Here is a 20,345-nt window from a genome sequence, read left to right on the forward strand (position 1 = left end):
TCCGTGCGCGCCCGCACACGAGCATCAGGAGATATCCATGACCCGTAACACCCGTACCCGCACCCGCCGCACCGTCATCACCGCCACCGGCATCATCGGCGGTGCCGTCCTCGCCCTCGCCTTCCCCTCGATGGCCGGCGCCCACGTGGGAGTCAGCCCGGACGAACTCGTCGCAGGCGACCACGGCGTCCTCACGTTCTCGTTCTCGCACGGGTGCGAGAACTCCCCCACCACGGCGCTGCGCATCACGATGCCGGACGGACTCGCCTCCGTGGCGCCGACCATGGACGGGGACTGGAACATCGAGGTGGAGCGCGGCGACGACGGCCTCGTCAGCGCTGTGACGTACACCGCGCTCACACCGGTGCCCACCGATCTCCGAGGAGCGGTGAGCATGTCGGTCGGTCTCGATGAGAGCACGCCGGAGTCGCTCGCGTTCCCCGTCGTGCAGCAGTGCGTCGAAGGCGCGACCGAATGGACGCAGCTCGCCGAGAAGGGCGAGGACCCGCACGACCTCGATGCCCCGGCCCCGGTGGTGTCCGTCACGGAGACCGCGGCAGGCGATCACGGCGAGCACGGAGCCGCCGCGGCCGCGGACGAGACTCCGGCGACCTCCCCCGCGACCGATCCCGTGGGAATCGTCCTCGGCACCGGCGGGCTCATCGCCGGCCTCGCCGCCCTCGTGGTCGCCGTCCTCGCCTACCGGCGTCGGGCCTGACGGCTCGCACGGCTCCTCGCGCCCCTCTCAGGCGCGCGAGGAGTCGTGCCGGAGAGGAGTTCGCGGTGCCGCCATGAGATCATGGATCCGCCATGTCGATTGAACAACAACCGAGCCTGCCTCCCGTGCTCCGCCCCGCGAACCCGCCCCGGCGTGAGCTGTCCGAACTCGCTTCCCGTTTCGCCCGCAGTGTGCGCGGCGATGTCGACGGGATCGCCCTCTCCGGCATCACCCTCGCCACGGCGGACCTGCGCCCCGGCGAGGCCTTCGTCGCGATCCGAGGGGTCAACCGGCACGGTGCCGACTTCGCCGTCACCGCGGCGGAGAAGGGTGCCGTCGCCGTCATCACCGACGAGCACGGAGCAGCCATCGCCGAACCGGCGGGACTGCCGATCCTCGTGGTCGACGATCCTCGCGCCGTGCTGGGCGACCTCAGCGCCTGGGTGTACGGCACCGGGGCCGGTGATCCGCTCCCCCTGCTGTTCGCGACCACCGGCACCAACGGGAAGACCAGCGTCTCGCACCTGCTGGAGGGCATCCTCGACCAGATCGGCGTCGTCACCGGCCTCTCTTCCACTGCCGAGCGCCACATCGCGGGCGAGGTCATCGTCTCCCGCCTGACGACGCCCGAGGCCTCCGAGATGCACGCGCTGCTGGCTCTCATGCGTGAGCGCACCGTCGAAGCGGTCGCGGTCGAGGTCAGCGCGCAGGCCCTCTCGCGTCACCGTGTCGACGGCATCCGATTCGACGTCGCCGGCTTCACGAACCTGAGCCATGACCACCTCGACGACTACGCCGACATGGAGGAGTACTTCGAGGCGAAGCTCCCGCTCTTCCGCCCTGACCGTGCGAAGCGCGGCGTCATCTGCCTCGACTCGCCCTCCGGCGCGATCGTGGTCGACCGCGCCGAGATCCCCGTCGTCACGGTCGGCACGCCGTCGATCGCCGCCGACCCCGACGCCGCATCAGCCGCCGACTGGGTCGTCGTGATCGACGAGGAGCGGGCTGCCGGCACCACCTTCACGATGCGCGGCCCTGCCGGCTCGCTCACCACCACCGTCCCGGTGATCGGCCCGCACATGGCCGCCAACGCGGCGCTCGCGATCGTGATGCTCCTCGAGGGGGGCTATGCGTGGGAGCGCATCGTCGACGCGCTCACCCGTGACGGCGGCATCCGCGCCTACCTGCCCGGTCGCACCCAGCTGGTCTCGGGCGAGCACGGTCCCGCCGTCTTCGTCGACTTCGGTCATTCTCCCGACGCCTTCGAGAAAACTCTCGCCGCTGTCCGTCGAGTGACGCCGGGGAAGGTCCTGATGCTGTTCGGTGCCGACGGCGATCGCGATGCCAGCAAGCGGTTCGACATGGCGCGAACCGCCGTGGAGGGCAGCGACATCCTCGTCGTGACCGACCACCACCCCCGCTTCGAGGACCCGGCATCCATTCGCGCCACCCTCATCGAAGGCGCTCGCACCGCACGACCGGATGCCGAAATCCATGAGGCGTCCCCGCCCGAGAACGCGATCGTGACCGCGGTCGGGCTCGTCGGCGACGGCGACGCCATCCTGTGGGCAGGCCCCGGCCACCAGGACTACCGCGACATCCGCGGCGTGCGCACCCCCTACTCGGCCCGGGAACTCGCCCGCAGAGCACTGCGCGCCGCCGGCTGGCCGGTCCCGGACTCGCGTTGGCCGGTGCCCTACCCCGACGAGGACTGACCCGTCCGATCGGGGCGGTCATCGCCCCGATCCCGGCTCACGCCGCCGCGATCATCCGATCGGCGGTCGTGCGCGCCCAGGACTCGGCCGCGGCGAGCGTCTCGACGTTCAGCGCGTCCGGAGCCTCGTGTGCATCGACGACCCGGGCGATCGTGTCGACGATGCCGAGGAACGACAGCCGTCCCTCGTGGAACGCATCGACGGCCTGTTCGTTCGCCGCGTTGTAGACCGCCGGGAAAGTGCCGCCGGCGCGTCCGACGGCTTTCGCGAGGGCGACCGATGGGAATGCCGCGCTGTCGAGCGGCTCGAAGGTCCACGACGTGGCCGATGTCCAATCGAGCGGCCGGCCGACCCCGCCGATCCGATTCGGCCAGTCGAGTCCCAGCGAGATCGGCAACCGCATGTCAGGAGGCGAGGCCTGCGCGATCGTGGAGCCGTCGATGAACTCGACCATGGAGTGCACGATCGACTGCGGATGCACCACGACCTCGATGTCGTCGTAGGCGACGTCGAAGAGCAGATGCGCTTCGATCACCTCGAGGCCCTTGTTCACGAGGGTGGCCGAGTTGGTCGTGACCATCCGCCCCATGTCCCAGGTCGGGTGCGCGAGGGCCTCAGCCGGGGTCACATCGGTGAGTTCGGAGCGGCTGCGCCCACGGAAGGGGCCACCGGATGCCGTCACCACGAGCCGTCGCACCTCGGCGTGGGTGCCGGCGAGCAGGGCCTGGGCCAACGCGGAATGCTCCGAGTCCACCGGGACGATCTGCCCGGGGGCGGCGGCGGCGAGCACGAGGTCGCCACCGACGATGAGCGATTCCTTGTTGGCCAGTGCCAGGGTGCGCCCCGCCTTCAGCGCCGCGAGCGTGGAGCCGAGGCCGATCGATCCGGTGATCGCATTGAGCACCACGTCGGCCTCGACATCGCGGACGAGCTGCTCGGCCTCGTCGGCGCCGAGCGCGGTGGCGTCGACCTGGAACTGCGCCGCCTGCGCCGCCAGCATCTCGCTGTTCGAACCGGCGGCGAGGCCGACCAGCTCGAATCGCCGAGGGTTGGCCCGGATCACATCCAACGCCTGCGTGCCGATGGAACCGGTGGAGCCGAGGACGATGATGCGACGCATACCGCCAGCCTAGGACACGACCTCGGCGCCTCCGCGGCTACTGCTGGACGGGAGTCGTCGCGAGGATGTCGACGACGAACACGAGGCTCTCCTTCTGGAGTTCATGTCCTTCGCTCGCGCCGTAGCCGTCGGACGGCGGCATCACCACGATGACCTGGGACCCGACCTTCTGCCCCTCGAGCGCCTTCTGGAAGCCGGCGACGACACCGGTCGTCTGGAACTGCGTCGGCGCCGCGTCACGGCTCCAGCTGGAGTCGAACTCCTTGCCGTCGGACCACTTGACGCCCAGGTACTGCACCACGACGAGATCACCCGAAGCGACCGTCGGACCGTCGCCCTGCTTGAGGACGGCGACCGTGGTCTCGGTCGGCGCGTCACCCTCCGGGATCGTCACGGTCGGCGCGCCCTTGTCGTCGAGCTTGACGGTGGGCATGCCGGGCGTGGGATCCACCGGGGTACCCGTGGCGACCTCGGGAAGCTTCTCGACGGCTTCCGCGTAGACGACCTTGTTCGTCTGCCCCTCGCCGAAGACGCTTCCGGGCAGGGCGAGCGCCACCTGAGTGCCGACGGGCTCGCACTCGAGCGCCGCGATGAACAGAGACGCGTTGTTCTGGTCGAGCAGCACGGACGCGAGTCCGCCCTCGTTGCGCGCGGACGAATCGACGACCTCTCCCGTGTCGGCGTCGACGATCTTGAACATCACCGAGACCAGGTCGTTCGCGACGACCTCATCGCCGTCTCCCTCGGAGATGACGGTGCGCTCGACCTCGGCGAACGGGGCATCCGCGGGCACGGTGACGGTGGCATCGACGCCGGAACCGTCGACCACGACCGCATCGGATGTCGCACCCGGCTGGGCATCCAGCAAGCAGGTGCTCGACGCGGTGGGCTCCGGAGTCCCGGAGCTCGACGGCGCAGAGGCGCCGGAACAGCCCGCCAGCAACAGGGTCGCCGCGGCGACGGTGGACAGAACGATGAGCGGACGCTTGCGCACAGGGAGACCTCGGGATCGCGGGCAGGGAAACTCCATCCTGCCTCATCCCCCTTTGCCCGCGCTGGGAGGCGCGGCGCGAGTCTTCATTCCCACGTCGGCATGGATCCGGGAGTAACCTGCTCTGATGACCTCTGCGCAGTCCGTCGAGCCCGAATCCTCGTCAGAAGAGGAATCCTCGCCAGAAGAGACTGCGAAGCCACGTCATGCCGGATTCGCCTACACGCTCGGCCGCGGCCTCATCACCCCGCTCGCCCGGCTCGTGTACCGCCCTCGGATCGAAGGTCGGGACAACGTCCCCCTGAGCGGTCCCGTCATCTTCGCGAGCAATCATCTGTCCTTCATCGACTCGATCGCGATCCCGGTCGCGGCGCCCCGACCCGTCCATTTCCTGGCGAAGTCGAGCTATTTCGAGGGCGAAGGCTTCCAGGGCTGGATGAGCAAGACGTTCTTCGAGTCGATCGGCGCGATCCCGGTGCGCCGGGGCGCTGGCCAGGCCGCCTTGGACGCACTGGATCTGCAACGGCAGCTCCTCGACGAGGGTCTCGCCGTCGCGCTGTATCCGGAAGGCACACGCTCCACCGACGGCCGCCTGTACAAGGGCCGCACAGGCGTCGCGTTCCTCGCGCTGCAGACGGGCGCTCCCGTGGTCCCCGTCGGACTCATCGGAACCGACAAGGTGATGCCGGTGGGGGCGAAGGTGCCCACCCTCAAGGAGCGCATCACGGTCCGGTTCGGCGAGCCACTCGACCTCTCCCCCCACGGACCGGCGACGAGCGGGCGAGCACGCCGCCTCGCCACGGACCAGATCATGGCCGCGATCCACGGCCTCTCCGGCCAGGAACTCGCCGGCGCCTACAACGAGGCTCCGGCGCAGGGTGCCATCGAGAAGATCAAGCAGGCGCTTCCCCACGAGCGCCGCTGACGCCGGGTCGATCTACGCGAGCGCGCTGACCGTCGCCTGATGCCGCACAGGGAAATTCATCGAGTTCGCGATGAAGCACCATTCGTTGGCCTGCGCGTGCGCACGCTCTGCGGCGTCGATCATCGAAGCCTCGGCGACGACGACCTCCGGTCGCAGCATGACCTCGACGAAGGAGCCGCCGCCCTTGCCGTCCTCGCGCATCATGCCACTGGCCTGATCGCGGTAGGACACCACGACGACTCCGGCCGTGACGCACGCGTGCAGATACGAGAGCAGATGACACTCGGACAGGGAGGCCAGCAGGAGGTCTTCCGGGTTCCACCGCGAAGGATCCCCCCGGAAGGGCTTGTCTGATGACGCCAGGAGCTCGGGCTTGCCGCTGACCTCGATCGACACGTCGCGGCGGTAGTCCCGGTAGCCGCTGGTTCCGGTGCCGGTGTTGCCGGTCCACGTCGAGGTGAGCGCGTAGTGATGCTCGCCGAGGATGCGAGGGGTCGACTCTGCCATGGGATCAGTCTGTCAGCGACCTCCGACACGGCGCGAGACGTCGAACGCCCCGAGCTAGAGTTGACGGGTGCTGGAGACTCTCACCGTTCAGGATTCCGTGGAACTCGCCGTCGTCGAGCGGAGTGGATTCGTCGAATCCCGTCACGCAGGCGCGGCGGTCGTGCTCTCGCCCGACGGCGATGTCGTCGCCCGCCACGGCAACGCCGACGCGCTGATCCTCCCTCGATCCAGCATGAAGCCGCTGCAGGCCGTCGCGTGCATCACCGCAGGTGCCGTCCTCGAGGGCGAGCAGCTCGCGATCTCCACCGCGAGCCACGTCGGCACCGACCGGCATGCGTCCGTCGTCCGCGACATCCTCACCGAAGGCGGGCTCAACGAAGACCATCTCGGCTGCCCCGCCGCCTGGCCGAGCGACTCCGCGACGCGCGACGAACTCGTCCGCGAGCACGGCGAACCGGCACGCGTGCGCATGAACTGCTCGGGAAAGCACGCCGCGATGCTGCGCGCGTGCGTGGCGACCGGCTGGTCGACGGCGGGCTACGTCGACCCCGCGCATCCCCTGCAGCAGCACATCCGCGAGGTCGTCGAGCGCCTCACCGGCGAGAAGATCGCCCACACGGCCATCGACGGCTGCGGCGCACCCGTCCACGTCATGACGCTCACCGGTCTCGCTCGCTCGATGCACCGCATCGGCACCGCATCCGACCGCTCGCCGTTCGCTCTCCACCGGGTCGCGGGCTCACTGGTCCGGGCGGTGCGGGAGAACCCGTGGACCATCGAGGGCCCCGGTCGCCCGGACACGATCGCGATCGAGAGACTCGGGGTGTTCACCAAGCACGGTGCCGAGGGCGTCATGGTCATGGTGGCGCCGAACGGCACGACCGTGGCGCTGAAGATGCTCGACGGCGCGACCCGCGCCTCGACCATCGTGGCGGCCACGCTGCTCAGCCGTGCGGGCGGTCTGACCGACGCCGAGGTGGCCTCGCTCGCGGACGCACTCCCGCTCTCGATCCTGGGCGGCGGGACGGACGTCGGCCGCATGCGCCCCGGCGCCGGGATCTGATGTTCGGGGAACCGCGCCTGCGACCCTGAGACGGAGACTTCTGCGGTGGCGTACCCCTCTCACGGTGACAGCTCGGGAAGGACGACTCGGCGCGGCGAGCCCGCGCCGACCACCGACCACGCTCTGCCGGCATGGGGACGGGCGTACGGAGGCAGCTCCCGCACGGCGGCGAGCTGACGGAGGTCCGCCTGCTGTTCCGCGCGGATCAGCACTTCCCCCGTCGCCCGGATACGCTGCCAGGAGGACCAGTTGCGCTGCCACGTCTCCGCGTCGGCGACCACGATGCAGGCTCTTCCCGAGGACGGTTCGATCCCGGCGTCGATCACCTCGCATTCGGGATGAGCCCGACGCAGGCGAGCCGCCACCGCGGCCGCACCGGCACTGACGACGGCCGTGACATCGCTCGACGGCACCCACGCCGCCGCCGTTCGATGCGGCGGACGGACGGCCTCCTCCTCGACCCAGGCGAACTGCACCTCGCGGTCGCCGATCCTGGCGCGTCCGGGAACGCGATCGCGCACGAACCCCGCTGCCTCTCCCCCGGCGGCCATGTGCTCCACCCGAGTGGGCATACGCAGCAGCGCGCGATGCGCGACCAGATCGAACACGCGTCCGGGCGCCCCCGACGCCCTGGCCGCTGCGAGCACGAAGGTTGTGCTCGATCCTGCGCGCACGACCTGCTCCCAAAAGTGGGCGTACTGCTGAGCATGTTCGGGCGGCAACGTGGCGAGGAGGGCGTCGAAGTCGTCGCAGAGGACGACGGCGGGCGGACGTTCGCCGCCGGTCGACCAGGCCGCCACCAGATCCCACGCTTCCTCGGGGTCGGCCGGGATCCAGAGCGCATCGGGTCTCTGCGCCGCCACAGCTCGCAGCACCGCGCTGCGACCCGATCCACTCGCCCCGAGGACGACGAGTCCGCGGCCACGGCCTCCTCGCAGGAGCTCCAGCGGTTGGGACTGGTGCTCCGGATCATCGGCCAGACCCAGCACGATCGCGTCAGAGCCGGCGGCGGACTCAGCCACGAGATCGGCGAGAGCTATGCGCGCCGGGAGCGCGGGGAGCCAAGGGCTGCGTGGCGGGGGCTCGCTCGCCCACCGCAGAGCGACGCGACGCAGATCCGCCGCCCCGGTCAAGGCGATGCGCATCGGGACGGGCTCGTCATCGGCTGGTCGCCGGACGATTCCGAGGCCGCGCGAGCTCGGTCCTCCGGGCAGCGTCGATGCGGCGTCCGTCCCCACCATGAGTCTGCTGTCGGCCGCGTCTCCGACGCGCAGACTGATGCGCAGCGGGCAGTTGGCCGCCAGCGCGTCACGGACGATGCCCGCCGCTCTCTGTGTGCCGAGGATGAGGTGCATGCCGAGAGCCCGACCACGCGCGGCGACATCGGTGAAGACGGCGCCGAGATCGGGATGCTCGGCCAGCAGCGCCGCGAACTCGTCGACGACGATCACCAGACGCGGCATCGCGACCTCGCGCACGTCACGGGCCCCCGCCGCGGCCAGCACGCCCTCACGACGTCGCAGCTCGGCCGTGAGGCTGGAGACGCCGCGCCTCGCGCCGCCCTCGTCGAGATCCGTGATGACCGCGGCGACCTGACGCAGCTCGCGCAGCGGTTCGAACGCCGTCCCTCCCTTGAAGTCGGCGAGCACGAACGTCACACGTTCCGGGCCGTTCCCGGCGGCCATGGCCGTCACCCAGCTGACGAGAAGCTCGCTCTTGCCCGTCCCCGTCGTGCCGGTGACGATGGCGTGAGGGCCGTCACCCACGATGTCGACCACGACATCGCCGCGCTCCCCCCGCCCGATCGCCACCGCCAGGCCGTCTGCGGCCTGAGGCTGCGTGAGCTCCTGCAGGGAGACGACGTCGGGGAGCGCATCGTCCTCCTCCCCTCGTTGCGCGAGGCTCCGTGCGATCGCCTCCGCCTGTGCGAACGAGAGGAGTTCGACGGACACGCCCGACACTCCCTGCGGCGTGCGCAGTGTGGCTCGCCCCGGTTCGATGATGTCGATGACCGTCGTGATCCCCTCCGGCACCTCCGCATCCTCCTCGGTGCGCCAGATCACGGCCGCCGCATCGATCCGGCTCCCGTTCGCGGCGCCGACCCCCAGGCGGAAGCCGCCCCGGCGCGCCCTCACGGCGTGCGGGAGCGCCCCGAGACCGTGATCGTCGAGGTCCGCTCCGACGACCGACAGCTGCGCTGCTCCGAACCTCAGGCACAGCTGCAGGACCAGAGCGCGTGCCGCCGCATCTCTCAGCGGTCGCGGGCCCCGCAGACAGATCCCTCCACCCAGCGGAACGACGACGGGAGCCCCTTCGATCACACGGCAGCGCTCCCGGAACCTGCGCCCGCGCTCATCGTCGCCGCCGATGCAGTGGATCTCGCTCACCGCGCTGCCGGCCCCCACGACGACGTGGGATGTCGGCTCGGGAGGAAGCACGCCCCGAAGCGGCGGCTGCGCGAGGCACGCCGCCGCATCAGGTCGCCGGAACCACAGTGCGTCGCGCTCCTCCGCGTGCCGACGTGCGAGTTCTGCCTCTGCCGCCACCCAGTCCCGCTCCGCCTGCGCATCGTCCTGTCGACGCTCGCGTCGCCGGTTGCGGACCGAATCCGCCAGCGACGCGAGGATCATCAGCGGCCCGAGCGCCGCGAAGCAGAGCGCGAGGATCGAACCCGAGACGAGCCACAGCACCACTCCCGCAGCGATCGGGACGAGCGCGGCGATGAACGGCAACGGCGCGCGCCGCGAAGGAGCCGGAACCGAGGGCAGCACGATCGGGAGGGATTCCATGCACCCCAGTGGATCGCATGCGGACCCTGGATCCCGCGCTGTCCACAGCGCGGAACGGTTACTCGGCCGTGTCTTCGATTGGGGAGGACGAGTCGGCCTCGTCCGCCACCTGCACGATGATGAGGGTCACGTTGTCCCGTCCGCCGTTCTCCAGGGCCGCGGCGAGCATCGCGTCGACGGCGGCGCCCGGATCGAGGTGCTCGCGGAGGAAGTGCTGGATCCCGTAGTCGGTGAGCTCCTTCGTCAGCCCGTCCGAGCAGATGACGAAGCGGTCCCCTGCGCGCACATCGATGGAGACGTAGTCCGGCGCCGTCAGCTCACTCGCCCCGACGGCGCGGGTGATCACGTTGCTGTACGGATGCCCCTCGGCCTCCTCCGGGCTGAGCTTGCCCGCAGTGATCAACTCCTGGACGACGGAGTGATCCGTCGTCACCTGCACGAGGCGGTCATCGCGTAGGAGATACACGCGCGAGTCCCCGATGTTCAAGGCGATCCAATGGGCCTCATCGCCCTCGTTCTCGAAGTACACGCCCGTGAGCGTCGTCCCCGTGCCCTCGTCCGTGGTCTCGGGGTGATCGGCGATGTCGGCGACGGCCAGTTCCAGCGCGTTCTCGATCGCAGGACGATTCACATCGCCCGCGGAGACCGTGGATTGCAGTCGGTCGACCGTGCTGCGACTCGCGATCTCCCCGCCCGCGTGCCCACCCATGCCATCGGCGACGATGAAGAGCGGGAAGTCGGCGAGGAACGCATCCTGGTTCGTCTCCCGGCGCCGCCCCTGATCGGTGACACCGGACCAGGACAGCAGCAGCGGGCGCTGCGCAACCGTGACGCGGTGCGTCTTCGTCTCAGCCACGTGCTGCCTCCGATGGGCCTGCGACGGATCGGACGACCGCAGGATACTCACACATCGTAGTAGAACTCCCCCGCACCCGAATCACACTCATGCGCCCGGATCCGCCGGCAGCGGGAACAGCTCGTCGATGATCGCCAGATCGGAGGCGTCCGGACGCCACGCGTCTCCTGCTGCCGCGTTGGCCTCGACCTGCGCCGCCGTGGTCGCTCCGGCGATCACGCTGGACACCGCAGGCCGCGAGAGAAGCCACCCGAACGTCGCCTGCAGCATGCTGATACCGCGCTCGTCGCAGAAGCCGCGGAATGCCTCGAGCGCATCCCACGGGGCGTTCTCCCACACATGGCGCCGCGTCGACATGATGCGGCTCGATGCGGGGCCTCCTTCGCGACGGAACTTGCCGGTGAGCAGCCCGTTCTGGAGGGGGAAGTACGGGAAGAAGCCGAGCCGGTAGCGCTCCACCGCCGGCAGAACCTCGCGCTCCGCGGCGCGCGCGAGCAGCGAGTAGTGGTTCTGCGCCGAGATGAACCTGCCGGAGGAACGTGCCCGGGTGGTGAACTCGGCCTCGGCGATCTGCCAGCCGGTGAAGTTCGAGTGTCCGTAGTAGCGGATCTTCCCTTCGCCCACGAGTTCGTCGAGAGCGTCCGTCGTCTCGGCGATCGGCGTCTCCGGGTCGGGAAGATGCAGCTGGTACAGGTCGATCCAGTCGGTGCGCAGTCGTCGCAGAGACTCCTCGACCGCGCGGCGGACGTACCGGCGGGATCCGCGTGCCGCGGGGAACGCGTATCCCATGTCGCGTTCCTGGCCGAACTTCGTCGCGAGCACGATGCGATCGCGCCGTCCGTCGAGGGCCTCGCCCATCAGCGTCTCGCTCGCGCCGGCGACGGCACCGTACATGTCCGCCGTGTCGAAGAAGGTGACGCCGTTGGCGATGGCCGCGTCGATCACCTCGCGCGTGCCTGCCAGCGTCTCGGTCACGGTGCCCGCCCGCCCGAAGTTGTTGCAGCCGAGGCCGGTGGACGAGACGAGGAGACCGGATGCGCCGACTCGGCGCTGAGACAAGACCATGACATCCACGTTAGCGTCCGCGCCGGACCGGCGACCGACGGGGACAGCACAGAGCCCCCGACCGGAGTCGAGGGCTCTGTGTCAGACGGTCACGCGGGAGGCTGCGTGGGATCGGTCGGCGGTGCCGGCGGTGCAGCAGGCGGTGCCGGCGGTGCAGCAGGCGGTGCCGGCGGAGCAGCAGGCGGTGCCGTCGGCGGTGCCGGAGGGGTGGTCGGCGGAGCTGCGGGAGGAGCCGGCGGCGTCGTCGGCGGGACCGGAGGCACCGGAGCGCCCGTCGCCGGAGCCGCGGGCCCTGCGGGCGGTGCATAGCCCGGCTGTGCGGGCGGTGCGTATCCCTGCGGGGCAGGCGGCGCGTACCCCTGAGGGGCGGCACCGTAGCCGGCGCGCGGGGCGGCGGCGGACGGCTGGACGGGAACGCCCTCCCAGACCGTACGGTCGCCGAGCAGACCATTGCCGCTCCAGGAGGCCGGCTGGATGTTCGGGTTCCACCGCGACTTGTCGAAGGCGTTGATACCGAGCCACACGGGCGGGAGGAAGAAGTAGAGAACGACCCAGACGGCGTCCTTCTGCAGCTTCAGGCCCACTCGCCACCCGACGATCAGGTCGAGCACACGCCCCGCGATCGCCACGAGGGGCAGGATGAGGAACCATCCCAGGAACGGGATGATGGCGCCGACGAGGCCGGCTCCCATGAGGTACAGGATCAGCCACGGACTCAGGTCACCGAGCTTGTAGAAGATCATGGTGCTGTACACGGGCACCCAGGCACGCCACTTGCCCTGGACCCCGGCCTTCTCGAAGACCTTCATGTAGAACCACGAGTAGATGACGTAGGTCACGATCGGCAAGACCGTGTAGATGAGGGACAGGAAGATGAACCACCCACCTGCAATCCCCTCATAGCCGTAGTAGTCGTCCATGGTTCCCTCCAACGATCTTCGTAACGCGGCATTGTGCGCTGATCACATTAGCGTGTCCCTGCACGAGGCGCATGCCTCCGTCCGCTCGGGCGAGTTCGAGCGGAAACCCCGACCCGACGTCGCACGTCGCGGACCGGGGAGACGCTCACTCCTCGACGACGAGTTCGAGGACGCCCGACTGCGCCCCGTCACGGAGCACGACTCCGCGCTTCTGCGCCCAGCTGCGCATCGCTCGGAGGGACGCGATGCGGGGACGCTCCTCCGCGAGCGCCCGGAGGAGCAGTCCCTTGGACTTCTTGTTGAAGTGGTTGAGCGCCCTGCCGTGCTCCGTCACCACCCTGACGTACGCCGATGACACCGACGAGGGTACCGGACCGAGTGCGACGTAGGCCTCGCTGCGCAGATCGAGCACGAACGACGGATCCTCCGCAGCGATCGCCGAGGTCGTGGCGTCCGCCCAATGCCGGCGAAGCGCGGGAAGACCGGGAAGGGACGTGCCGGCGGCGAGTCGGTAGGTCGGCACGGCGTCCATCGCGCCGACCGGTCCGAGGGGCGCGCTGTGGATCCAGACATGCGCCCCCAGCCAGCGGCGCGAGAAGGAAGAGAGGGTGCGCGCATCGAGTGCGTCGAACAGCACCCCCGTGTAGCGGTCGACCGCCGGCATGGTCGGCGCTGTGCGAAGTGCCCGGTTGTGCGCCACATCTCCACGCTGGCGGTCGCTCAGCTTGAGGACGCGACGCGCCGCGTCCTCATCGGACGCGAGATCGACCAGAGCCTCGATGACCGCCGACCGATGCCCGTGCAGAGAGGGCAGAGCCAGCGCACTCAGGTCGAGCGGGGAACCGTCTCCCCCTTCGTGCTTGGTCTCCGACGGAGGGAGCAGGATCTTCATGAAACCTCGGTGGATGCAGACGCGTCCGCCTCGGTCCTTCGACAGGCTCAGAAGACGAGCTGAGGAAGGTCCGAGGCGGACGCGATGATGTGAACTGCTAGGCGATGAGAGCCGCGTTGCCGGCAACGATCGTCAAGGTGTCGCCCTCCATGGAGAGGAACCCGTCCTGCGCGTTGGCCAGCACCTTGGTGCCATCCGACTGGGTGATGCGAACCTGGCCTTCGGCGAGGATGGCCAGCACCGGCTCGTGGCCGGTCATGAAGCCGATCTCACCCTCGACGGTCTTGGCGACCACGAGGCTCGCCTCTCCCGTCCAGACCTCCGCATCCGCGGAGACGAGGCTGACGTGGAGCGCCATGGTCAGCCGTTCTCCTTCTGGATCTTCGCCCACTGCTCTTCGACGTCGGAGATGCCACCGACGTTGAAGAAGGCCTGCTCCGCCACGTGGTCGAAGTCACCGCGGGTGATCGCGTCGAACGACTCGATGGTCTCCTTCAGCGGGACGGTCGAACCCTCGACGCCCGTGAACTTCTTCGCCATGTAGGTGTTCTGCGAGAGGAACTGCTGGATGCGACGTGCACGCGACACGACGATCTTGTCTTCCTCGGAGAGCTCATCGACACCGAGGATGGCGATGATCTCCTGCAGCTCCTTGTTCTTCTGGAGGATCTGCTTGACCGTCGTCGCGACGCGGTAGTGGTCCTCGCCCAAGTAGCGGGGGTCCATGATGCGCGAGGTCGACGTCAGCGGGTCGATGGCCGGGTACAGACCCTTCGAGGCGATCTCACGAGAGAGCTCGGTCGTCGCGTCGAGGTGGGCGAACGTGGTCGCCGGAGCCGGGTCGGTGTAGTCATCGGCGGGCACGTAGATCGCCTGCAGCGAGGTGATCGAGTGGCCGCGCGTCGAGGTGATGCGCTCCTGGAGCACACCCATCTCGTCGGCGAGGTTCGGCTGGTAGCCCACGGCGGAGGGCATGCGGCCCAGCAGCGTGGAGACCTCGGAGCCGGCCTGCGTGAAGCGGAAGATGTTGTCGATGAAGAGCAGGACGTCCTGCTTCTGCACGTCACGGAAGTACTCCGCCATCGTCAGAGCCGACAGGGCGACGCGCAGACGCGTCCCCGGCGGCTCGTCCATCTGGCCGAACACGAGGGCGGTCTTGTCGAAGACGCCCGCCTCTTCCATCTCATGGATGAGGTCGTTGCCCTCACGGGTGCGCTCGCCGACACCGGCGAACACCGACACACCACCGTGGTCCTGCGCGACGCGCTGGATCATCTCCTGGATGAGGACGGTCTTGCCGACACCGGCACCACCGAACAGACCGATCTTTCCACCCAGCACGTACGGCGTGAGGAGGTCGATCGACTTGATACCGGTCTCGAACATCTGAGTCTTGGACTCGAGCTGGTCGAAGTTCGGCGCCTTGCGGTGGATCGGCCAGCGCTCGGTGACCTCGATGGTCTCGCCGGGCTCGAGGTTGAGCACCTCGCCGATGACGTTGAACACCTTGCCCTTGGTCACGTCGCCGACGGGGACCGAGATGGCCTCACCGGTGTCGCGGACCTCCTGACCGCGGACGATGCCGTCGGTCGGGTTCAGGGCGATGGCGCGGACGAGGTCGTCGCCGAGGTGCTGAGCGACCTCGAGCGTGATCTCGGTGGACTCTTCGCCCATCGCGATCGTGGTCTTCAGCGCGTTGTAGATGTCGGGGATCGAGTCATGAGGGAACTCGATGTCGACAACCGGACCGTTGACGCGTGCGACGCGCCCGACGACCGCGGTCGCCGGCTGGTCAGCCGGAGCGGTGAGGGTCATTTTCGTCTCTTTCCTGATGGTCTATTTGCTCGAGAGGGCGTCGGCGCCGCCGACGATCTCGGCGATCTGCTGAGTGATCTCCGCCTGGCGCGCGTTGTTGCGCAGACGGGTGTAGTCGGTGATGAGCTTGTCGGCGTTGTCGCTGGCCGACTTCATCGCCTTCTGCGTCGCGGCCTGCTTCGCGGCAGACGACTGCAGGAGAGCGTTGAAGACGCGGCTCTGGATGTACACCGGCAGGATCGCATCGAGAACGGTCTCGGCATCCGGCTCGAACTCGTACAGCGGGTAAACGGTGTTACCGGCTTCCGACTCATCGGCTTCCGTGATCTCCAGCGGGAGCAGACGCACGGATTCCGGCGACTGCGTCATCATGCTGACGAAACGGTTGTACACGAGGTGGATCTCGTCGACACCGCCGTCCTGTCCCCCGCGGGAGAAGGACTCGAGCAGTGTCGCGGAGATCTCCTCCGCGGTGTGGAACGACGGGGTGTCGGTGTCGCCCGTCCACTCCGCAGCGGCAGCCAGGCGTCGGAACTGGAAGTATCCGACGGCCTTGCGACCGATGAGGTAGAAGACCGGCTCCTTGCCCTGCTCACGCAGGAGCTCCGCCACCTCGAGACCCTCACGGAGGATCTGCGAGTTGAAGGCTCCGGCGAGACCGCGGTCCGAGGAGAAGATCACGACCGCGGAGCGGGTGATGTTCTCGGACTCACGGGTCAGCGGGTGATCCACGTTCGAGTGCGTCGCGACGGCCGATACGGCCCTCGTCACGGCACGCGCGAAGGGAGTGGACGCCTTCACGCGTGCCATCGCCTTCTGGATGCGCGAAGCCGCGATGAGTTCCATCGCCTTCGTGATCTTCTTGGTCGTCTGAGCAGAAGAGATCTTCTGCTTGTAGACCCTGAGTTGAGCGCCCATATGTCAGTACCTCACGCGGTTACGCGCGACGACCCTTGACGATCTTCTCCTGGTTGACGTCCTCAGCCTCGGCTGCAGCATGCTCCTCGTGACCCGGGGCGCCGATGGCGTGTCCCTTGCCGCCCTGGAACTCCAGGATGAAGGCATCCGTCTGCTTCTCGAGCTCGGCGACCGTGGCGTCATCGAGGACGTTGGTGTCGCGGAGCGTCTCGAGAACCTTGGTGTTGCGACGCAGGTAGTCCAGGAGCTCGCGCTCGAAGCGCAGGACATCCGAGACCTCGATCGTGTCGAGCTTGCCGTTGGTACCGGCCCAGATCGAGACGACCTGCTCCTCCACGGGGTACGGCGAGTACTGCGGCTGCTTGAGCAGCTCGGTCAGACGCGCACCACGGGAGAGCTGACGACGCGAAGCCGCGTCGAGGTCGGACGCGAACATCGCGAACGCCTCGAGGGAGCGGTACTGCGCGAGCTCCAGCTTCAACGTACCGGAGACCTTCTTGATCGACTTGACCTGCGCGTCACCACCGACTCGCGAGACCGAGATACCCACGTCGACCGCGGGACGCTGGTTGGCGTTGAAGAGGTCGGACTGCAGGAAGATCTGGCCGTCGGTGATCGAGATCACGTTGGTCGGGATGTACGCCGAGACGTCGTTCGCCTTGGTCTCGATGATCGGGAGGCCCGTCATCGAACCGGCGCCGAGCTCGTCGGACAGCTTCGCGCAACGCTCGAGCAGACGAGAGTGCAGGTAGAAGACGTCGCCCGGGTATGCCTCGCGGCCCGGCGGGCGGCGCAGGAGGAGGGAAACGGCACGGTAGGCCTCAGCCTGCTTCGACAGGTCATCGAAGATGATGAGGACGTGCTTGCCGCCGTACATCCAGTGCTGGCCGATGGCCGAACCGGTGTAGGGAGCCAGGTACTTGAAGCCGGCGGGGTCGGATGCGGGAGCGGCCACGATGGTGGTGTACTCCAGAGCGCCTGCCTCTTCGAGCGCGCCCTTCACCGAGGCGATGGTCGAGCCCTTCTGGCCGATCGCGACGTAGATGCAGCGGACCTGCTTGTTGACGTCGCCCGACTCCCAGTTGGCCTTCTGGTTGATGATCGTGTCGATCGCGATGGCCGTCTTACCGGTCTGGCGGTCGCCGATGATCAGCTGGCGCTGGCCACGGCCGACGGGGATCATGGCGTCGATGGCCTTGATGCCGGTCTGCATCGGCTCGTGCACCGACTTGCGCTGCATGACGCCGGGAGCCTGGAGCTCGAGGGCGCGGACGCTCTCGGTCTCGATGGCGCCGAGGCCGTCGATCGGGTTGCCGAGCGGGTCGACCACGCGGCCGAGGTAGCCGTCGCCGACCGGAACCGAGAGGACCTCGCCGGTGCGGGTGACTTCCTGGCCGGCCTCGACACCGGTGAACTCGCCGAGGACGACGACACCGATCTCGTGCTCGTTCAGGCTCTGTGCGAGACCCTTGGTGCCGTCGGCGAAGATGACGAGCTCATTCGCCATGACGCCGGGAAGTCCCTCGACGTGTGCGATGCCGTCTGCGGCGTCGATGACGGTGCCGACCTCGGTCGCCCCGGCCCCGGAGGGCTCGTATGCTGCGGCGAAGTCCTTCAGCGCGTCACGGATGACGTCGGGGCTGATCGATAGTTCTGCCATTGTCTTCCCTTTGTATCTGGGTGCGCGGTTCCCCGCGCGAAGTCGTGTTAGCCCGCGAGCTTCTGGCGAAGGTCTGCGAGTCGTGCGGAGATGCTGCCGTCGATGACGTCATCGGCGATCTGCACGCGCAGACCTCCGACCACGGCAGGGTCGATGACGACGTTGAGCGACACCTGGCCGTCGTAGCGACGCGAGAGCGAGTCGCTGAGACGGGCGCGCTGGGCGTCGCTGAGGGCGGCCGCGGTGTGCACCGTGGCGACCACGCGACCCCGCTGATTCGAGACGATTCCCATCGCCCGGTTCAGCAGGCGACGAACACGGCGTCCGCGCGGCTGACGCACGAGCGACGTGATGATCAGCGTCGTGGCAGCGCTCGTGGAGCCTTCGGCCAGGAGGCGCTCGACGAGCGCGCTCTTGGCATCTTCTCCCCCGATGCGGCTGCCCAGAGCGAGCTCGAGCTCGGGGTTGGCCGCGATGACGCGAGAGAAGCTGAACAGCTCCGCCTCGATGTCCGCGCCGGGCTCTGCGATCGCGGCAGCGCGGATCGCGAGCTCCTCGATACCGTCGACGAGTTCACCCGCGTTCGACCAGCGCTCTGCGACCGCGGTCTTCAGTACGCCCTGGGCGCCTGCGGAGAACCCGCCGAACACCGCGGCCACGACGTTCTGTCGTGCCGCGGCGGGAGCGGAAGGGTCAGCAAGCGCGCCGCTCAGCTGGGACGACTCGCTCACGGCACGCGCGGCAGCCAGCAGCTCCCGTGCGGTGTCGAGCGTGATGTCCTTCGCTGCGGCAAGCGTCTTGATGGATGCCGCGAGTGCCTGAGTGGTCGCGCTGCCCATTACTGAGCCGCCTTCTCGGATGCCTCGAGGTCGGCGAGGAAGCGGTCGACGACAGCCGTCGCACGTGCGTCGTCGGAGAGCGTCTCGCCGACCACGCCACCGGCGAGGTCGAGGGCGAGCGTTCCGACCTCGCTGCGCAGCGACACGAGAGCGGTCTGACGCTCTGCCTCGATCTGCGTGTGCGCGGTGGCGGTGATGCGTGCGGCCTCGGTGGTCGCGGCATCCTTCGCCTCGGCGACGATCTTCTTGCCGTCCTCGCGGGCGGCCTCGCGGATCTCGCCGGCCTCGGTACGCGCTTCAGCGAGCTGACGCGTGTACTCCTCGAGTGCCGCCTCCGCCTGCTTCTGCGCCTCATCGGCCTTGGCGATGTTGCCCTCGATGGCGGCGGACCGCTCATCGAGCATCTTCGTCAGCTTCGGAAGGGCGACCTTCCAGACCACGATGAGGATGACGATGAACCACAGGCCCGACCAGATGATGTCGTACCACGCAGGGATGAGGGGGTTGTTCGGCTCACCCTCTGCTGCGAGGTTCGTGACAAGAGCGTTCAGCATCCTGTCTCCTTCAGAAGTCGGTGAGGATTACGGGAAGGGGATGAATGCGACGGCGATGCCGACGAACGCAAGCGCCTCGGTGAAGGCGATACCGATCCACATGAGGACCTGGAGACGACCGGCCAGCTCGGGCTGACGGGCGACACCCTCGATGGTCTTGCCGACGACGATGCCGACGCCGATGGCCGGGCCGATGGCTGCGAGGCCGTAGCCGACCGCTCCGAGGTGGCCGTTGATTTCAGCGAGAACCGTAGTAGCGTCCACGGGTTTTTCCTTTCGTTGGGTGGGAGGGCTGTTGCCCGCCCGCTCAGTGCTCTTCTGCGACCGCGAGCTGGATGTAGACCGCGGTGAGGACGGTGAAGACGTATGCCTGGAGAACGGCGACCAGCATCTCGAAGAGAGTGAAGGCACCACCGAAGGCGAGGGTTCCGACACCGAGCGCGGCCCAGCCGCCGCCTGCGGTGAAGAAGAAGAACTGGGTCGCGGAGAACGCGAGGACCAGGATCATGTGCCCCACGACGAGGTTCATGAGAAGACGCAGCGTCAGCGTGACGGGGCGCAGGATGAAGGTCGAGATGAGCTCGATGATCGCGACGATCGGCATCGCGGCGACAGGAACGCCCTGCGGGAACAGCGAGTTCTTGAAGAACTTGAGCCCGTGGCGCTTGATGCCGGCGTAGATGAAGGTCACATAGCTGACCACCGCGAGCGTGAGCGGCACCGCCACGATCGCCGTTCCCGGCATGTTCAGGAACGGGATGATCCCGGTGATGTTCATGAACAGCACCATGAAGAAGATCGTGGTGAGGATCGGCAGGAAGCGGTCGCCGTCCTTGCGTCCGAGCATGTCGTGGGCGACGTTGGTCCGGACGAAGCCGAGCCCCATCTCCACCAGGCTCTGGAAGCGTCCGGGGACGACCTTCATGCGTCGGGTGCCGAGCCAGAGGATCAGAACCACGGCGATCACCGCGAGCAACTGGACCAGGTGGATCCGGTTG

At 68.4% G+C, this 20,345-nt stretch carries 20 protein-coding genes; 4 read left to right on the forward strand and 16 right to left on the reverse strand.

The window, feature by feature from the left end; all coding sequences use genetic code 11:
- The first annotated feature begins 37 nt into the window (after positions 1–37).
- Positions 38–718, forward strand: coding sequence for a YcnI family protein (locus CQ042_RS01700; protein WP_105668490.1), 681 nt, complete (start codon positions 38–40; stop codon positions 716–718).
- A 92-nt stretch (positions 719–810) separates the two neighbouring features.
- On the forward strand, positions 811–2,433 hold the full coding sequence (locus CQ042_RS01705; RefSeq protein ID WP_181157396.1) for a Mur ligase family protein: 1,623 nt from the start codon (positions 811–813) through the stop codon (positions 2,431–2,433).
- Between the two features lie 37 nt (positions 2,434–2,470).
- On the opposite strand, the gene dxr is transcribed toward CQ042_RS01705, so the two are convergent.
- Positions 2,471–3,553: a 1-deoxy-D-xylulose-5-phosphate reductoisomerase gene (dxr, locus tag CQ042_RS01710; protein ID WP_105668492.1), complete on the reverse strand. Its 1,083-nt coding sequence runs from the start codon at positions 3,551–3,553 to the stop codon at positions 2,471–2,473.
- Between the two features lie 37 nt (positions 3,554–3,590).
- On the reverse strand, positions 3,591–4,547 hold the full coding sequence (locus CQ042_RS01715; RefSeq protein WP_105668493.1) for an FKBP-type peptidyl-prolyl cis-trans isomerase: 957 nt from the start codon (positions 4,545–4,547) through the stop codon (positions 3,591–3,593).
- Between the two features lie 124 nt (positions 4,548–4,671).
- Here CQ042_RS01715 and CQ042_RS01720 point away from each other — a divergent pair, with 124 nt between their 5' ends.
- Positions 4,672–5,469, forward strand: coding sequence for a 1-acyl-sn-glycerol-3-phosphate acyltransferase (locus CQ042_RS01720; RefSeq protein WP_105668494.1), 798 nt, complete (start codon positions 4,672–4,674; stop codon positions 5,467–5,469).
- A 12-nt stretch (positions 5,470–5,481) separates the two neighbouring features.
- Here CQ042_RS01720 and CQ042_RS01725 read toward each other — a convergent pair whose 3' ends face one another.
- Positions 5,482–5,976 carry an OsmC family protein gene (locus tag CQ042_RS01725; protein WP_181157397.1) on the reverse strand — a complete coding sequence of 165 codons (495 nt, stop codon included), beginning with the start codon at positions 5,974–5,976 and terminating at the stop codon, positions 5,482–5,484.
- 67 nt (positions 5,977–6,043) lie between these two features.
- Between CQ042_RS01725 and CQ042_RS01730 the strand changes: the two genes are divergently transcribed.
- Entirely contained in the window at positions 6,044–7,039 is a 996-nt protein-coding gene (locus tag CQ042_RS01730; RefSeq protein ID WP_105668495.1) for an asparaginase, read from the forward strand.
- 59 nt (positions 7,040–7,098) lie between these two features.
- On the opposite strand, the gene CQ042_RS01735 is transcribed toward CQ042_RS01730, so the two are convergent.
- From CQ042_RS01735 to atpB, 13 genes are all read right to left on the reverse strand, one after another.
- The gene (locus CQ042_RS01735; RefSeq protein ID WP_105668496.1) at positions 7,099–9,828 is read right to left on the reverse strand and encodes an FtsK/SpoIIIE domain-containing protein; all 2,730 of its coding nucleotides are present in this window, start codon (positions 9,826–9,828) and stop codon (positions 7,099–7,101) included.
- 58 nt (positions 9,829–9,886) lie between these two features.
- Entirely contained in the window at positions 9,887–10,684 is a 798-nt protein-coding gene (locus CQ042_RS01740) for a PP2C family serine/threonine-protein phosphatase (RefSeq protein ID WP_105668497.1), read from the reverse strand.
- Between the two features lie 87 nt (positions 10,685–10,771).
- Positions 10,772–11,749: an aldo/keto reductase gene (locus CQ042_RS01745; RefSeq protein ID WP_105668498.1), complete on the reverse strand. Its 978-nt coding sequence runs from the start codon at positions 11,747–11,749 to the stop codon at positions 10,772–10,774.
- A gap of 89 nt (positions 11,750–11,838) precedes the next feature.
- The gene (locus CQ042_RS20355; protein WP_105668499.1) at positions 11,839–12,669 is read right to left on the reverse strand and encodes a large exoprotein; all 831 of its coding nucleotides are present in this window, start codon (positions 12,667–12,669) and stop codon (positions 11,839–11,841) included.
- A gap of 145 nt (positions 12,670–12,814) precedes the next feature.
- A complete protein-coding gene (locus CQ042_RS01755) occupies positions 12,815–13,561 on the reverse strand; it encodes a YaaA family protein (protein WP_105668500.1) in 747 nt (248 codons plus the stop codon).
- Positions 13,562–13,658: 97 nt separating this feature from the next.
- Positions 13,659–13,919, reverse strand: a complete 261-nt coding sequence (locus tag CQ042_RS01760; RefSeq protein ID WP_017830988.1) for a F0F1 ATP synthase subunit epsilon — start codon at positions 13,917–13,919, stop codon at positions 13,659–13,661.
- A gap of 2 nt (positions 13,920–13,921) precedes the next feature.
- Positions 13,922–15,376 (reverse strand): F0F1 ATP synthase subunit beta, encoded by a 1,455-nt coding sequence (gene atpD, locus CQ042_RS01765; protein ID WP_017830989.1) that lies wholly within the window; start codon positions 15,374–15,376, stop codon positions 13,922–13,924.
- A 21-nt stretch (positions 15,377–15,397) separates the two neighbouring features.
- Positions 15,398–16,294: a F0F1 ATP synthase subunit gamma gene (locus CQ042_RS01770; RefSeq protein WP_017830990.1), complete on the reverse strand. Its 897-nt coding sequence runs from the start codon at positions 16,292–16,294 to the stop codon at positions 15,398–15,400.
- Positions 16,295–16,313: 19 nt separating this feature from the next.
- A complete protein-coding gene (atpA, locus tag CQ042_RS01775) occupies positions 16,314–17,954 on the reverse strand; it encodes a F0F1 ATP synthase subunit alpha (protein ID WP_105668501.1) in 1,641 nt (546 codons plus the stop codon).
- Positions 17,955–18,001: 47 nt separating this feature from the next.
- Positions 18,002–18,793, reverse strand: coding sequence for a F0F1 ATP synthase subunit delta (locus CQ042_RS01780; protein WP_105668502.1), 792 nt, complete (start codon positions 18,791–18,793; stop codon positions 18,002–18,004).
- Entirely contained in the window at positions 18,793–19,347 is a 555-nt protein-coding gene (locus CQ042_RS01785) for a F0F1 ATP synthase subunit B (RefSeq protein WP_105668503.1), read from the reverse strand. The genes CQ042_RS01780 and CQ042_RS01785 overlap by 1 nt, the downstream gene beginning before the upstream one ends.
- Before the next feature lie 27 nt (positions 19,348–19,374).
- Complete coding sequence (atpE, locus tag CQ042_RS01790) at positions 19,375–19,611, reverse strand: ATP synthase F0 subunit C (protein ID WP_017830994.1); 237 nt, start codon at positions 19,609–19,611, stop codon at positions 19,375–19,377.
- Between the two features lie 43 nt (positions 19,612–19,654).
- Positions 19,655–20,323: a F0F1 ATP synthase subunit A gene (atpB, locus tag CQ042_RS01795; RefSeq protein ID WP_308736974.1), complete on the reverse strand. Its 669-nt coding sequence runs from the start codon at positions 20,321–20,323 to the stop codon at positions 19,655–19,657.
- Positions 20,324–20,345 lie beyond the last annotated feature (22 nt).

It is taken from the genome of Microbacterium sp. MYb62, from assembly GCF_002979475.1.
GTDB lineage: Bacteria > Actinomycetota > Actinomycetes > Actinomycetales > Microbacteriaceae > Microbacterium.